Source organism: Rathayibacter sp. PhB152 (genome assembly GCF_003751395.1).
In the GTDB taxonomy this organism is placed as follows: domain Bacteria; phylum Actinomycetota; class Actinomycetes; order Actinomycetales; family Microbacteriaceae; genus Rathayibacter; species Rathayibacter festucae.
Genome location: NZ_RJUT01000004.1, coordinates 430836 through 444796, shown reverse-complemented (window position 1 = coordinate 444796; position 13961 = coordinate 430836). Strand labels below are relative to the sequence as shown.

Here is a 13961-nt window from a genome sequence, read left to right as displayed (position 1 = left end):
GCGATCGCTCTTCTCGCCCGCTGATTCCTGCCGCTCCCGCGCGCGTTCACCGCGCAGCAGCCGATCTCGAGCACGACTGGCGAGCGGGCATCGAACGTGGATCAGTCGGGCCGACGTCGTTCGATGAGGACCGTGTCGCGCCAGGTGCCGACGGCTGGTCCGTAGGTCATCAGGGCGATGCGTTCGCGGGTGCCGACGCGGCGGAAACCGGCGCGGTCGTGCAGGGCGAGGCTGGCGGAGTTCTCCGGGAAGACGCTCGACTGAATGGTCCAGAGTCCGGCGTCGTCGGCGGCCTCGATGAGCGCCTGCACGAGCATCGCGCCGATGCCGAGGCCACGAGCGGCAGCGGCGATGTAGACGGAATGCTCGACGACTCCCCGGTACACGGGGCGGTTCGAGACGGGCGAGAACGCCGCCCAGCCGAGGATCTCGTCGCCGTCCGTAGCGACCAGGCGCCCGACGTCGAGCTTCCCCGCATCGAACGCCTCCCAGGACGGCGGCTCCGCCTCGAAGGTGGCGTGCCCGGTGGCGATCCCTTCGCGGTAGATCGCCTCGACCGCCGCCCAGTCCTCGGGGAGCATCGCCCGGATCGCGGTCATGAGCAGCAGCTTCCTCCGGCGGATCCGATGTCGGTGGAGCACACGCCGGTCTCGGGGAGCACGAGCTGCACCCGCCGGGCCGCGGCGTGATCGCCCGCGAGCTCGTCCGCGATCGAGCGGACCTGCTCGTAGCCCGTGACGAGGAGGAACGTCGGGGCGCGGCCGTAGGACTTCATGCCGGCGATGTAGAAGTTCGGCTCGGGGTGGGCGAGTTCCGCGACGCCGTGGGGGTCGACGGTGCCGCAGGAGTGCAGGTTCGGGTCGATCAGCGTCGCGAGCGCGCGCGGCGCCTCCACGATCTCATCCAGGGAGACGCGGATCTCGCGCAGCATGCCGAGGTCGGGCCGGAACCCCGTGGCCTGCACGACGACGTCGGCCTCCACGCTCTCGCGCTCCTTCCGGCGGCGTCCGAGGACGGCGACCCGGCCGGTGGCGGTCTTCTCGAGGCGGTCGATCTCGAAGCGGTCGAGGAGGGTGATCGCGCCGGCGCGGACGAGCTGGTGGACGGTTCCGCCGAGCCTGCCTCGCTCCTCGAGCTCGTCGGCGCCGGAGCCGAAGACGCGCAGCGGGCTGGTCTCACGGATCGCCCAGGTGATCCGCGTGCCCGGTTCTTCGCGGGCGAGGCGGGCGAGCTTGATCAGAGTGTTCGCGGCGGAGTGGCCGGCGCCGACGACGAGGACGCGTTTTCCGGCGAAGCGGGCGCGGTCGGCGCCGAGCACGTCGGGCAGCGCGTGGCTGAGGTGCTCGGCGACGTCGGCGGCGCCGATCGGATCGAGGCCGGCCGAGGCGAGGGCGTTGGGCGTCGAGTACGTGCCCGAGGTGTCGATGACGGCGCGAGCGGTGACGTCGACGGCGCCCTCCGGGGTGTCCAGGCGCAGCAGGAACGGGGTGCCCGCGCGGCCGACCGAGCGGGTGCGGTCCATGCCCTCGCGGGTCACGGCGGTCACACGTGAGCGGTACCGGATGACCGGGGCGAGCTGCGGCGTCGCGGCGAGGGGCGCGAGGTAGTCGCGGACGAACTCGTATCCGGTGGGCAGCTTCTTCGCCGCGGGCGCCTCCCAGCCGGCCGCGTCGAGCAGACGTGCGGCGGCGGCGTCGACCAGGTACTCCCACGGCGAGAACAGCCGGGTGTGACCCCACTGCTGAACGGCAGCCCCGGCGCTGTCCCCGGCCTCGTAGACGAGGACGTCGATGCCCCGCTCGAGCAGCTGCGCGGCAGCGGCCAGGCCGACGGGGCCGGCGCCGATCACCGCGACGGGCAGGCCGGTGAGGCGGCGCTCGTCGGTGCGGGGCGGGACGGTCAGCAGCATGGTCACGGCGGGATCCTCGGCTCGTCGGGTCAGCGGCCGGCGGGCAGCAGCTCGGCCAGCAGCGACTCGACGCGCGCCTTGATGTCGTCGCGGATCGGACGGACCTCGTCGAGCGACTTGCCCTTGGGGTCCGTGAGCGACCAGTCCTCGTAGCGCTTGCCGGGGAAGATCGGGCAGACGTCGCCGCAGCCCATGGTGATCACGGCGTCCGACTCGCGCACCTGCTCGGTGGTCATCAGCGTGGGCACGGCCTGCGAGATGTCGATGCCCTCCTCCGCCATCGCGGCGATCGCCATCGGGTTGATCTGGTCGCCCGGCTCGGACCCGCCGGAGAGCACCTCGACGGCGCCGTTCGAGAGGGCGCGCATGTAGCCGGCGGCCATCTGCGAGCGCCCCGCGTTGTGGATGCAGACGAAGAGGACGGTGGGGGCGGTCATCGGAACTCCTGGGCGTCGACGGAACAGGGCTGCTGCATCGATCTCCGTCGATGCAAGCACGGCCGACTATATCGACACGCGTCGATCCATGGGAAGATGGGGGATGGCCGTTCTCGAGATGCTCCCCCTGACGGACGTCGCCGCCTGCTGCGCACCGCTGACCCGCGAGGCGATGAGCACGGAGAACGCCGAGAAGCTCGCCCGCTCGCTGCGCGCGATCGCGGACCCCGCGCGGCTGCGACTGATCTCGATGATCGCCGCTCACGACGGCCAGGAGGCGTGCGTGTGCGACCTCACCGAGCCGCTCGGGCTCGGCCAGTCCACCGTCTCGCACCACCTGAAGGTCCTCGTCGACGCCGGGATCCTGACCCGCGACAAGCGGGGGACCTGGGCCTACTACCGCCTCGTCCCTGGTGCCCTCGAGTCCCTGGCCGGGCTCATCGCCGCCGTCTGACACGACCCGCAGCGGCGGGAGGATGCCGAGCTCGCGCGGAGGGGCGTCAGCCGTGTCGTCGTCGGCGGAGTCCGCGTCATCGGTGATGAGGCACTGACGCATTGCGGTGGAGATCATCGCGAAGCCGGCCCGATCCAGAGCGCTGGAGACGGCGGAGAGCTGCGTGACGACGTCTCGACAGTCGCCGCCGTTCTCGACCGCAGTGAACACGGCGGTGAGCCGCCTCGTTGCGAGAACGTCAGCGGGTGAGGAGTCCCGCGATGCTGACGGACGCGACGAACACGGCGACGAAGAGCAGCATCAGCACGTCCGGGCAAAGGCGGTGCAACACCGACGGGAGTGGGCAGGCTCTCCTGGCTGGCGCTCCCGAGGGGTGGGTGCTTGCATGGCCCTCATGTCGTCCCCGCCCACTCCTCCGCCCCTCGCCGCGACCTTCCTGATCGGGTCGCTGCTCGGTACGTCCGGCGCGGTCTGATGTCCCGGATCCTCGTCGTCGAGGACGACCCGCAGATGGGCGCCCTCGTCGAGCGCGGGCTGCGGGAGGACGGCTACGACGTGCAGCTCGTCGACAACGGCGTCGATGCGCTGATCGCCTTCACGGCGGGGGACGTCGACGTCGCCGTCGTCGATGTGATGCTGCCGGGGATGACCGGGTTCGAGGTCTGCCGGCGGATGCGGGAGTCGGGCAGCACCGTCCCGGTGGTGCTGATCACGGCGCGGGACGCCGTCGAGGACCGGATCTTCGGGCTGGACTCGGGCGCGGACGACTACGTCACCAAGCCGTTCCACTTCGGCGAGCTGAGCGCCCGGATCCGCGCGCAGATCCGCCGCCGGGCCAGCGGCCCGCAGCCGGTGGTCCAGATCGGAGCGCTGCGCCTGGACGCCCTGTCCGTGCGAGCCACGGTCCGAGAGCGCCCCTTCGCGCTGAGCGTGAAGGAGTTCACGCTGCTGCGCTTCTTCGCGGTGCATCTCGATGAGGTGCTGAACCGGACGGAGATCCTCACCGAGGTGTGGGGATCACCGGAGACGTTCGAGCCGACCCTCGTGGACCAGTACGTCAGCTATCTCCGCAAGAAGCTCGCCCTGGCCGACGCGGGCCTGCGGATCACGACCGTCCGCGGCGCGGGGTACCGGCTGGAGCGCACCGAGTGAGGCTGCTGCGCTCCCTGTCGATCCGCTCCCGGATCACCCTCGGCAGCCTCCTCGTCGCGCTGGTCGGCGTCGGCGTGATCACCCTCGTGCTGCACGGGCAGTTCCGCAGCATCGTCGTCGCGTCCGAGGTGACCCTCGCCGAGGGCGACCTCGCCCCGTATCTCGCCGATCTGGGATCGGATCCGACCGAGACCCCGGACCCGCCGGCCGAGGGGATCCTGGTCTTCGCGCGCGCTCCTGGCGGGGCGGTCCCCGTCGACACGATGCCGCACGACGTCCACGAGGTTCTGGAGCGCAGCACCGGCAGCGACGGCACCTCGACGGTGATCACCGACGAGGACGTCCGGTTCACGATCGTCTCCCGGACCCTGGACACGAGTGCGGGCACGTGGGAGCTGTGGGCGGCGCGCAGCGGCGCCGGCAGCGACCTCACCGTCTCGGCCCTGGACCGGACGCTGCTCATCAGCGCCGCGGCCCTCGTGATCCTGTCCGCTCTCGCCGCATGGCTGCTCACCGGGGCTGCTCTTCGTCCGGTCGAGCGGATGCGCCGCACCGCCGCGTCCCTCGGCGACCGGGGCGGCGGCGAGCTCCCTGTCGGGCCGGCGACTGATGAGCTGTCGGATCTGGCGGAGACGTTGAACGCGTTCATCGCCCGGATGCGGGACACCGCGGATCGGGAGCGGCAGATGGTGTCCGCGGCCAGCCACGAGATCCGCACCCCGCTGGCCGTCGTCATCACCCAGCTCGAACTCGCGCACCGGCACTTCGGTGACGCGGACGCCCTCGCGAAGGAGATCCGCGCCGCCGAGGGATCCCTCGCCCGCCTGTCCCGCCTGGCGACGAACCTCCTCGAGCTCTCCCGCCTGGACGCCGCCCCGCCCGTCGCCGCGCGCGCGACGGCGAGCGAGCTGGAGACCGAGCTGATGGACTCCGTGGACCGGCTGAGGACGATCACGGGCGGCGGCGGCCCCGAGATCGAGCTCGACACCGCGATCGAGCGGGCCGATGCGCCCTATCCGCTCTCGGTGAGCGCGTTCTCGCGGATCCTCGACAATCTCGGCGCGAACGCGATCGCCGCGACGCCTTCTGCAGGACGCATCACCCTCCTCCTCGAGCAGCACGACTCCACCCTCGAGCTGCGCGTGGAGGACACCGGGCACGGCATGCCGGAGGAGTTCGTGCCGCACGCGTTCGAGCGCTTCTCCCGGCCCGACGAGGCGCGCACCAGCCGCGACGGCGGCAGCGGGCTCGGGCTCGCCCTCGTCGCAGCCCTCGTCGACACCGCCGACGGATCGGTCACCCTCGAGAACCGCCGCTCCGACGGAGTGGCGGTGACGGTCGTGCTGCCCGAGCGGTGACATGTGAGACCTCGAACACGAATCGGACTCCGGCGGGGAATCGGCACGCATCCCTCATAGCCGGCACCAAGACTTCCCCGCGACGGTGAGAGCGCGCCCCCGAAAACCCCGGGTCGGCGCACTCGACACCGACCGGAGGGCGCCGCCGTGAGCACCACGATCCGACCGACCAGGGCACCTGCGCCCCACGCCCCGACCACGCTGCGGCGGTCCCAGGCCGACCGCGAGCGATCCCTGCGCCGGCGCCTGCGTTCCGCGGACGCGCTCGTCACCGCCGGCTGGGTGTCGGTCGCCCTCGCCATCGCGCTCTACCTCGCAGCCGGCGGACCCGCGCAGGTCACCGACCTCTCCGGAGCCCTCACGGCCGCGGGGATCGTCGCCGGTCTCGTCGGCACCGACCTGATCCTGGTCATGCTCGTCCTGGCCGCCCGGATCCCCTGGATCGATCGCACCTTCGGCCAGGACACCGCGATGGCGCTGCACCGTCGCCTCGGCAAGCCCGCGTTGTCTCTGATCCTCGGGCACGGCGCCCTGCTCACCGTCGGCTACGCCCTCACCGACGGGCTGACGCTGTGGAACGAGACGCTCGCCCTGTACTCCGGCGCCGACATGCTCCTGGCGCTGCTCGGCAGCACCCTGCTGGTGCTGGTCGTCGTCACCTCCCTCGTCGCCGTGCGCCGCCGCTTCGCGTACGAGGCGTGGCACGCGATCCACCTGCTCAGCTACGCCGCCGTCCTCGTCGCCGTCCCCCACCAGCTCTCCGCCGGCCAGGTCCTCGCCGAGAGCACCCCGCAGCGCGTCTACTGGATCGCCCTCTACGTCCTGGCGTTCGGCGCGATCGCCTGGTTCCGGTTCGCGGTACCGGTCCTCGCGACGCTGCGGCACCGGATCCGGGTCGAGGCCGTCGAGACGATCGCCCCCGGCGTCTTCTCGATCCACCTCTCCGGCCGCGACCTCTCACGCCTCGGCGTGATCGGCGGGCAGTACGCGATCTGGCGGTTCTGGAGCCGCGGCACCTGGTGGCACGCGCATCCGATCTCCTTCTCCGCCGTCCCGACCGGCACCCGCGCGCGGATCACCGTCCGCGCACTCGGAGCCGGGACCGACCGTCTCGCACGCCTGCGCCCCGGGACCACGGTCTCGATCGAGGGCCCTTACGGGATCTTCACCGACGTCGCCCGCACCGCCCCGCGCCTCGCGATCATCGCCGCCGGCATCGGCATCACCCCCGCCCGAGCACTCCTCGAGCACGGCGGCCTCCGACCCGGCGAGGCCACCGTCCTGCTGCGCGCCACCGACGACTCCCAGACCTACCTCTGGGAAGAGACGCAGACACTGGTCCGCAGCAGCCGCGGCGCGCTGTTCGGGATGATCGGCCGGCGGCCCGCAGGGCTCGCGACGTGGATGTCCGCCGAGTCCATCGCCCGCGGTGTGACGATCACCTCGGCGCTGCCGGGCCTGCTCGAATCCGACCTGTTCGTCTGCGGTCCCACCGCCTGGGCCGACCTCGTCGTCCGCGACGCGCGAGCGGCAGGCCTGCCCGACCGGCAGATCCACGTGGAGAGGTTCGACTGGTGAGAACACGAGCAGCAGCCGCCAGCGTCCTCGCCTCGCTCGCCGTCCTCGTCGGAGGCTGGCAGATGGGATCCGCCGGAGCCACCGGGTCCCCGCTCGCCACCGGGACCAGCGCCACCACGGCCACGGACCTGACCGCCCCCGCGGCGACCACGCCGACCCCGGCCGGCACCCCGGCCCCGACGACGCCCGCAGCACCCTCCACTGGCGCGACCACCGACCCGTCGGCCGGTGCGAGCTCGACGGCCACCGCGAGCCCGTCCGCCTCGACCGACGCCACCTCGACCGACGGCACCTGGACCGGCTCGTCCGTGGCGACGCGCTTCGGCGCGGTGCAGGTCGCGATCACCGTCGCCGGCGGGCAGATCACCGACGTCACCGCCGTTCACCTCACGGACAAGGACGGCCGGTCGGTGTCGATCTCCGACCGGGCCGCGCCGATCCTGCGTCAGGAAGTCCTCGCCGCCCAGTCCGCGAACGTGCAGGCGGTCAGCGGAGCGACCTACACCAGCGACGGCTACCTCAGCTCCCTGCAATCGGCGATCGACCAGGCCGGACTCTGACCGTGCACACGTTCACGACGATGGGCACCGTGGTCAGCCTCCGCGCCGCCGACGACACCCCGGTGGGCGACGTCGAGGCCGTCTTCGCCGACGCCGACGCCCGCTTCAGCCTGTACCGGCCGGAGTCGGAGGCGTCCCGGATCGCCCGCGGTGAGCTCGCGCTGACCGCCGCGTCCGAGCAGATGCGGACCGCGTACACCGAATCGCTCCAGTGGCGCACCGGGACGGACGGCGCCTTCACCCCGCACCGGCCCGACGGGGTCGTCGACCTCGCCGGAACCGTCAAGGCGACCACCATGGCGCACGCGGCCCGGCTGCTCGGAGACGGCGAATGGCTCCTCGACGTGGGTGGCGACGTCCTCACCTCGCCCTCCGGCAGCTGGAGGGTCGGCATCGTGGATCCCGGCGACCGGCGGGCGCTGCTCTGCGTCGTCCCGCTCGGCGACGGACGCCGCGCAGTCGCCACCTCCGGGATCGCCGAACGCGGAGAGCACGTCTGGCGCCGACCTGTGGAGCCCGGCGACGTCCCCTTCGTGCAGGTGTCCGTGATCGCCGAGGACATCGTCACCGCCGACGTCCTCGCGACCGCGATCCTCGCCGGCGGCACTCCGACGCTCGACACCGTCACCGACCGCTTCGACGTCGACGTCCTCACCGTCGACGCCACCGGCGCCCTTCTCGTGACCGACCGGCTCCGCCGCCTGATCGCACCGGCGAGCGAGCACACGCACTGACTCCGCCCGGTCGGCACCTCGCATCTCGGCGGTGAAGCGGGGAGTCGGCTCCGAGGACGAGCGAGCGATCGTTCGAGGGCTCACACGAACCCCTCTGTCGGAACGGCGCACCGGATCCAGCGGGTTAGCGTCACGAGGACACCACTCCTCGACCGAAGGCGCCCCGATGAACGACTGGCAGATCAACGGCCTCCCCCTCCATCCGCTCCTCGTGCACGCCGTCGTGGTCCTGCTCCCCCTCGCCGCACTGATGCTCATCCTCGGCAGCGTCTGGCCCGCCGCCCGCCGCAAGTTCGGGATCCTCACCCCGATCATCGCCCTCGCCGCGCTGATCGCCGTCCCGCTCACCACGCAGGCCGGCGAAGCCCTCGAACGCCGGACGGAGCCGTCCGCGATCCTCGAGCAGCACACCGAACTCGGCGACCACCTGCTCCCCTGGGCCGCCGGCCTGTTCCTCGTCGCCCTGGTGCAGTGGCTCTGGTTCCGCCGCACGCGACGAACCGAGGACCGACCCGCCACCCGCCGCCCCCTCGTCGGGATCGTGCTCGCCGTCGCAGCGATCGCCATCTCCGTCGGAGCGACCATCGACGTCGTCCGCATCGGCGACTCCGGCGCGCAAGCCGTCTGGTCCGACTCCACCTCGAGCACCGGCACCGACCAGGCACCCGCGCCCGGCGACGACGAATGACCCACCCGCTCTCGGGGAGTGCCCTCTCCGGCGGACACCGGAAACACTCGCGCATGCTCTTTCTCGCCCCCGCTCCTCGTCCGGACGATGGCAGGTCCTGTCTTCAGGACGGAGTTCTCCAACGCCGTGGCGGCGAACTCCCCGTCAGCCGCGGACAGGACTGACGCCGGTACGGCTGATCACGACCCCGCTCGAACGTCACGGGACGCTTCAGCAGCGATGGCGGGTGCCTGAGTCGGAGCTCCTGCTCGGATCTGCACGAGGGTGAGGTCGAGGAGCGGCGTCGGGACGCTCAGCTCCCGCGCTCGGCGAGCGAGGTCGCCGAGCAGGTGCTCGGCCTCGGTGGGCAGGCCGGCGACGAGATCGCGGTAGAGCGAGGTCGTGAAGGCGGACCCCTCCTCGGTGAGGATCGCGAGGGACTGCTCGTGCGCCGCGGCGGACACCGGCAGGCCGGCCGCGTCGGCGACGGTCTCCGCCTCCTCGATCGCGTCGAGGATCCACGGGAGGGCCCCCGCCTCGAGGGCCGGGCCGATCGCGCTTCGGAAGAGGCAGGTGGCCACGCCCGCTGCGGCGATGAAGACCCACTTCTCCCACAGCGCCGAGAGCACGTCATCCGACACCCGCAGGTCGATGTCGGGGACGTCGAGCGCTTCGACCACGTGAGCCGGCACCGGTGCGTCCGTCAGCGAGCCGATCGTGAGCACCGAGAGCCCGGTCATCTGGCGGACCGCGCCGCCGTCGAGAGTCGCGACGATCTTGGCCGAGCCGCCGAGCACTCGCCCGGGGAACTCGGTCTCCAGCAGGTCGATGTGCGCCATGCCGTTGAGGATCGGCAGCACGAGCGTCTTCTCGGTGACCCAGGCGCGAACATCGGCTACGGCGTCGTTCAGCGCCGACGCCTTGACCGTCACGAGCACCAGATCGAAGGCGGACGCCGCCTCCCCCACGACCAGTGTCGTCACGTCGAGGGTGCGGTCCTCCGAAGGCGAGAAGAAGCGGAGTCCGTCTCTCCGAAGCGACTCGGCCCTGCCTGCACGCACCAGGTAGGTGACGTCGCGGCCGGCTTCCTGCAGGCGGCTCCCGAACGCACCACCGGTCGCGCCCGCTCCGACGATGAGAATCCGCATGGCGATGCCCTTCTGTCGCGACCACGAGTCCTCCGAGAGTAGGACGTGGCCGCCACCCTCACGACCAGCCGCAGCGCACTCAGGAGCAGACCTGACCTTCCGCAACTCCTGGGGAGAGATGGTCTTCACGCCGGGTGAGTGATGTCCGACCGCTCGGCAAGTCCGGTCGACCGACGCGACGGCACCCCGGCCGACGTCACCGGGAGTGCGGCGCTGAACGATCCCGCTACGGGACGCCCGCCGCCCATAGCCTGTGGGCATGCGGCCACTGAGGAGACGACTGCCCGGCTGGGCGCTCGTGCTCCTGTCGGTCCCGCTCGGTCTCGCCTCGATCACCCTCGGATGGACCTTCGCCGGGAGGGATCTGATGAGCGTGCAGTGCTCGCGAGGGCCGTTTCCCGAGGTGGGCGATCCGTCCGACGAGTCCGTCCGCATCACCGGTGATCCGACGCTCCTGCCCCTGGGGGTGGACTGCACCTACGACGCCGACGGTGATGACGTCGGCCCGCAGACGATTCGTCACTACGACTTCCCTGCGACGGTCGGCCTCCTCGTGAGCGTCCTCGCTCTCGGCGGAGGCGGGTCCCTCGTCCTCGTCCGCGACCAGGGGCCGTCAGCGCCCGCCAGAACATTCCTCTGCGGGACACCACCTCACGTCGGCTCGTCGCGCGGGCGCCCTCATGCCAGGATCGGGCCATGGGGATCAGCAGAATCGGAATCACGCTCTCGATCACGGCTCTAGCCGGCGTACTCGTGCTGTCCGGCTGCACCGCGGACGAGACCGCCGGCGACGAATCGTCGACAGTTGCTGTCGAATCGTCGGGCGCGGATTCGGCAGGCTCGCCGGGTCCGGCCGCGTCGGAAGACCCTCAGCTCAGTGCATTCGAGCAGCAGCTCCCCCTGAGGGGCGAGTTCGTCAGTCAGCAGACCGAGACGACAGGATCGGTCCTGATCGAGCGCCACGCGGACGGTTCGACCTGGGCGACCGTCACCGGATTCTCGACGGGTGACGCCTCTGATCTGAGGCTGGAGCTCAAGGAGGGCGCGCTCGAGCAGGACAGCTCGGGCGCCTGGGTCGACACTGCCGGCTACTCCTTCGACATCGGTCCCCTGGACCCGGAACAGCCGGACCAGGAGATCGCAATACCGGGAGCACACGCCATGCCGGCGATCAGAACCCTCACCGCCATGAACTACGAGGGCCCCGATTACCCGTCCTTCGGGTCCGTCTCCCTGGAGAGGTAGCCCATCGCGCACTCGTCGACGCCGAGACGGAGCGCGGCTTCGGAGGACATCGCAAAGCAGGCGAAGGGATGAGCCAGTGACACGACCGCGATCAGACGCGAGAACGGTCCGCGCGAGGATCCGTCTGCGTCCGACCAGCGACGGCGGCCGGCAGGCGCCCATCGGTCTCGACGGACGGTATCGACCTCATGCGGTCGTCGTCGGCGGCGACGGAACGCGTCTCGGCGTGATCGTGCGCAGCAGCGAGGCTGCGGAAGTCGAACCCGGCGAGACGAGCGAAGTGACCCTTCAACTTCTGTACGACATCGACTACAGCTCCCTCAGCGCCGGAGCGGACTTCACCATCGTTGAAGGCACCACGTCCGTGGGCGACGGACGAGTCCTGTGAAACAGCCGCCTGAGGAGGCCGCCGTGCTCGGGAGGCACGGTCGAGCGTTCCGCCTGATGACGCACGAGAAGGAACCCCGTACCGAACGGCCAGCGCATCGATCCTCAGCGCAGCGGTAGCGGTAACCGCGATCCGGCGCTTGCGTCGGAGATCTGGCCGCAATTGCTCGGTCAGCGCGCTCCGGGGCCTCGGCCACCGCCGTGATGGCGAGACTGCGCGTGACGATCGGTCACTCCTGAAGAAGGGCCGTGTCGATCAGCGGCCCTCCGAAGGCGGTGCGGGACTTGTCGACGTCGACGGTGCGCGGGTCCCCTTCGATCCGGTCGCGCAGGCGACGCCGGGGTGTCGTCTGCTGCGATTCGCCGTCCGCAGCCGCCCCGTCGGCAACGCCGTCGCCGGCTCGCCTGCGGTCGCCCCGCCCGCAGCAGGCTCACCCCCCGAAGCCCCCTGTCTAGGGTCGAGTCACGGACTCCGTCTGGCCTGCCGCCGTCGCCCTGCTCGGGGGATTCGTGCTCGCGGTCGTCGGCCTGGTGCCGTGGGCGGCGCTGCAGTACCGGCGGCGCGGCGAGTTGGGGCTCGGGCCGGCGGTCCTCGCCTTCCTCACCGTCGTGTACGCGCTGGCGCTCGTCACCTACACGCTGCTGCCGCTGCCGGACGCGAGCACGGTGGAGGCGCTGTGCCGCACCCCGTCGTCGCCGCAGCTGCGGCCCTTCACCTTCCTCGCCGACATCGCGAAGGAGGGCGGGCTGAGCGGACCGCTCTCGATCGTGACGAACCGGGCGTCGGCGCAGGTGGTCTTCAACGTGATCCTCTTCGTGCCGCTCGGGATGCTCGTGCGCCAGGTGGTCCTGCGGGGCCGGCTCGCGTCGGGCGTCGTCGCGGGCGGTCTCGCCGGGCTGGCGGTGTCGCTGCTGATCGAGTTCACCCAGCTCACGGGCGACTGGTTCCTCTTCCCCTGCGCCTACCGCCTCTTCGACGTCGACGATCTGCTCGCGAACACCGCCGGCGCCCTGCTCGGCACGGTGCTCGCTCCCGTGCTCGTCCTGCTCACCGGGCGGCGCGGCGAGCGCGACGCCGGGCAGCCGCGGCCGGTCACCCTGCGGCGCCGGCTGTTCGGGATGCTCTGCGACGCCCTCGTGCTGACCCTGGTGTCGGGAGCGCTGGCGTCGGTGACCGCGCTCGGCCTCGCGCTCCTCGAGCCGGGCGTGCCGGCGGGGCTCAGCCCGCTGGTGCTGGGCGTCCTCGCGTTCGCAGCGCCGGTGCTCCAGCTCGTGCTCGTGCTGCGCACCGGGCGCACGATCGGCGAGGCCGTCGTCCGCCTGACGCCCTCGACGCCGCCGGCGCTGTGGCAGCGGCTGGTCCGCTGGGCGCTGGGATCCGGCGGATGGGCGGCCGCGCTCGCCTCCCCGCTGCCCGGTTCCGGCACCGGCGCGACGCTGCTCGTCCTGGCGGCGCTCGTCGGAGTGCTCGCCACCCGGGATCGACGCGGGTTCGCGAGCGCGGTCGCGAAGCTCGGCGTCGTCGACGACCGGGCGGCGGCCACGGAGGGACCGGCGAGCGGCACCGACGCACCCTGACCACGAAGATCCGCACATTTGACTGGAGTGTCGTTATAGTGAGAATTGCGGGGCGAGGCGGGGCCACCCCGAGCGGTCTGCCTCCCCCCGCTCCCGCCTCCCGACTCCCCTTGGATGCCCCGTGATCACAGCCACCGCCGTCCGCACCGCGACCTCGCGCCCGTTCTGGAGCAGAGCCGCCGGCGCCGGCATCACGCTGGGCGGCACCCTCCTGCTGCTCGCGACCGTCCTGGAGTGGCGGCAGGCCCGTGAGGGCACCGCCGCGCTGCTGCCCGCCATCACCGCCCTCCTCCTGGTCTCGACGGCGGCGCACGCGGCGGCGATGCTCCCGCTCGCGTTCGGCCGCCGCGGTGGCGACGGCGCCGTGGCGGGGTCCGTCGTGGGCAAGGCGGCTCTCCTCGTCTTCGGGGCGGCGTTCCTCGCGAATCAGCTCAGCTATCTCGCCGCCGCCTACGCACTGCCCTCGCAGGTCGACTACGCGGCGCTCGGCGACTTCCAGCTCGCGGCCGGAGTCGTGCAGTCCGCGGCGCTGCTGATCGGCGGCATCGTCATCGCCCGCCGGGGCGTCGCGACCGGAGCCGCCCGCTGGGCTCTCCTCGTGCTGGCGATCCTCTCGATCGTCCTCGGCGTCTCGACGCGGAGCGCCCAGGATCTCGACGCGCTGACCGCCCTGCTGCTCCTGTCCACGGTCGCGCAGATCGTCACCGGGGTCGTCTTCCTCCGTCACCGCCGACGGTCCCGCAGATGACGGCCT

The 13961-nt window shown here is 71.8% G+C and carries 15 protein-coding genes and 1 pseudogene; 11 read left to right on the top strand and 5 right to left on the bottom strand.

Annotated features, from left to right (window positions below):
* Positions 1 to 101: 101 nt before the first annotated feature.
* The 3 genes from EDF36_RS12005 to EDF36_RS11995 are packed head-to-tail and all read right to left on the bottom strand — an operon-like array spanning position 102 to position 2346.
* A complete protein-coding gene (locus EDF36_RS12005) occupies positions 102 to 599 on the bottom strand; it encodes a GNAT family N-acetyltransferase (protein WP_123733166.1) in 498 nt (165 codons plus the stop codon).
* Positions 596 to 1909, bottom strand: a complete 1314-nt coding sequence (locus EDF36_RS12000; protein WP_123733344.1) for an FAD-dependent oxidoreductase — start codon at positions 1907 to 1909, stop codon at positions 596 to 598. The genes EDF36_RS12005 and EDF36_RS12000 overlap by 4 nt, the downstream gene beginning before the upstream one ends.
* Positions 1910 to 1938: 29 nt before the next feature.
* Positions 1939 to 2346 (bottom strand): arsenate reductase ArsC, encoded by a 408-nt coding sequence (locus EDF36_RS11995; RefSeq protein WP_123704114.1) that lies wholly within the window; start codon positions 2344 to 2346, stop codon positions 1939 to 1941.
* A gap of 103 nt (positions 2347 to 2449) precedes the next feature.
* Between EDF36_RS11995 and EDF36_RS11990 the strand changes: the two genes are divergently transcribed.
* On the top strand, positions 2450 to 2800 hold the full coding sequence (locus tag EDF36_RS11990) for a metalloregulator ArsR/SmtB family transcription factor (RefSeq protein ID WP_123704116.1): 351 nt from the start codon (positions 2450 to 2452) through the stop codon (positions 2798 to 2800).
* A gap of 84 nt (positions 2801 to 2884) precedes the next feature.
* Here the strand turns inward: EDF36_RS11990 and EDF36_RS11985 are convergent.
* Positions 2885 to 3010: pseudogene (locus EDF36_RS11985) on the bottom strand (metal-sensitive transcriptional regulator); the annotation flags it as partial.
* Between the two features lie 264 nt (positions 3011 to 3274).
* Here EDF36_RS11985 and EDF36_RS11980 point away from each other — a divergent pair.
* The 6 genes from EDF36_RS11980 to EDF36_RS11955 all read left to right on the top strand — a co-directional run bounded on the left by EDF36_RS11980 (position 3275) and on the right by EDF36_RS11955 (position 8870).
* Entirely contained in the window at positions 3275 to 3952 is a 678-nt protein-coding gene (locus EDF36_RS11980) for a response regulator transcription factor (RefSeq protein ID WP_123733165.1), read from the top strand.
* Positions 3949 to 5310, top strand: coding sequence for a HAMP domain-containing sensor histidine kinase (locus EDF36_RS11975; protein WP_123733164.1), 1362 nt, complete (start codon positions 3949 to 3951; stop codon positions 5308 to 5310). The genes EDF36_RS11980 and EDF36_RS11975 overlap by 4 nt, the downstream gene beginning before the upstream one ends.
* A gap of 147 nt (positions 5311 to 5457) precedes the next feature.
* Positions 5458 to 6888 (top strand): ferredoxin reductase family protein, encoded by a 1431-nt coding sequence (locus tag EDF36_RS11970; protein ID WP_260300691.1) that lies wholly within the window; start codon positions 5458 to 5460, stop codon positions 6886 to 6888.
* Positions 6885 to 7448 carry an FMN-binding protein gene (locus EDF36_RS11965; protein WP_260300690.1) on the top strand — a complete coding sequence of 188 codons (564 nt, stop codon included), beginning with the start codon at positions 6885 to 6887 and terminating at the stop codon, positions 7446 to 7448. The genes EDF36_RS11970 and EDF36_RS11965 overlap by 4 nt, the downstream gene beginning before the upstream one ends.
* Positions 7449 to 7450: 2 nt before the next feature.
* Positions 7451 to 8182 (top strand): FAD:protein FMN transferase, encoded by a 732-nt coding sequence (locus EDF36_RS11960; protein ID WP_260300689.1) that lies wholly within the window; start codon positions 7451 to 7453, stop codon positions 8180 to 8182.
* Positions 8183 to 8348: 166 nt separating this feature from the next.
* A complete protein-coding gene (locus tag EDF36_RS11955) occupies positions 8349 to 8870 on the top strand; it encodes a DUF2231 domain-containing protein (protein ID WP_123733163.1) in 522 nt (173 codons plus the stop codon).
* A gap of 179 nt (positions 8871 to 9049) precedes the next feature.
* On the opposite strand, the gene EDF36_RS11950 is transcribed toward EDF36_RS11955, so the two are convergent.
* Positions 9050 to 9997 carry a 2-dehydropantoate 2-reductase gene (locus tag EDF36_RS11950; RefSeq protein WP_123733162.1) on the bottom strand — a complete coding sequence of 316 codons (948 nt, stop codon included), beginning with the start codon at positions 9995 to 9997 and terminating at the stop codon, positions 9050 to 9052.
* 696 nt (positions 9998 to 10693) lie between these two features.
* On the opposite strand from EDF36_RS11950, the gene EDF36_RS11945 reads away from it, so the two are divergent.
* The 4 genes from EDF36_RS11945 (at position 10694) to EDF36_RS11935 (ending at position 13955) form a co-directional block, all read left to right on the top strand.
* Complete coding sequence (locus tag EDF36_RS11945; RefSeq protein WP_123733161.1) at positions 10694 to 11242, top strand: hypothetical protein; 549 nt, start codon at positions 10694 to 10696, stop codon at positions 11240 to 11242.
* 76 nt (positions 11243 to 11318) lie between these two features.
* Positions 11319 to 11630: a hypothetical protein gene (locus EDF36_RS20920; RefSeq protein WP_148060026.1), complete on the top strand. Its 312-nt coding sequence runs from the start codon at positions 11319 to 11321 to the stop codon at positions 11628 to 11630.
* Positions 11631 to 12139: 509 nt separating this feature from the next.
* Positions 12140 to 13207: a VanZ family protein gene (locus EDF36_RS11940; protein WP_123733160.1), complete on the top strand. Its 1068-nt coding sequence runs from the start codon at positions 12140 to 12142 to the stop codon at positions 13205 to 13207.
* A gap of 121 nt (positions 13208 to 13328) precedes the next feature.
* Positions 13329 to 13955: a hypothetical protein gene (locus EDF36_RS11935; RefSeq protein ID WP_123733159.1), complete on the top strand. Its 627-nt coding sequence runs from the start codon at positions 13329 to 13331 to the stop codon at positions 13953 to 13955.
* The last annotated feature ends 6 nt before the right edge of the window (positions 13956 to 13961 follow it).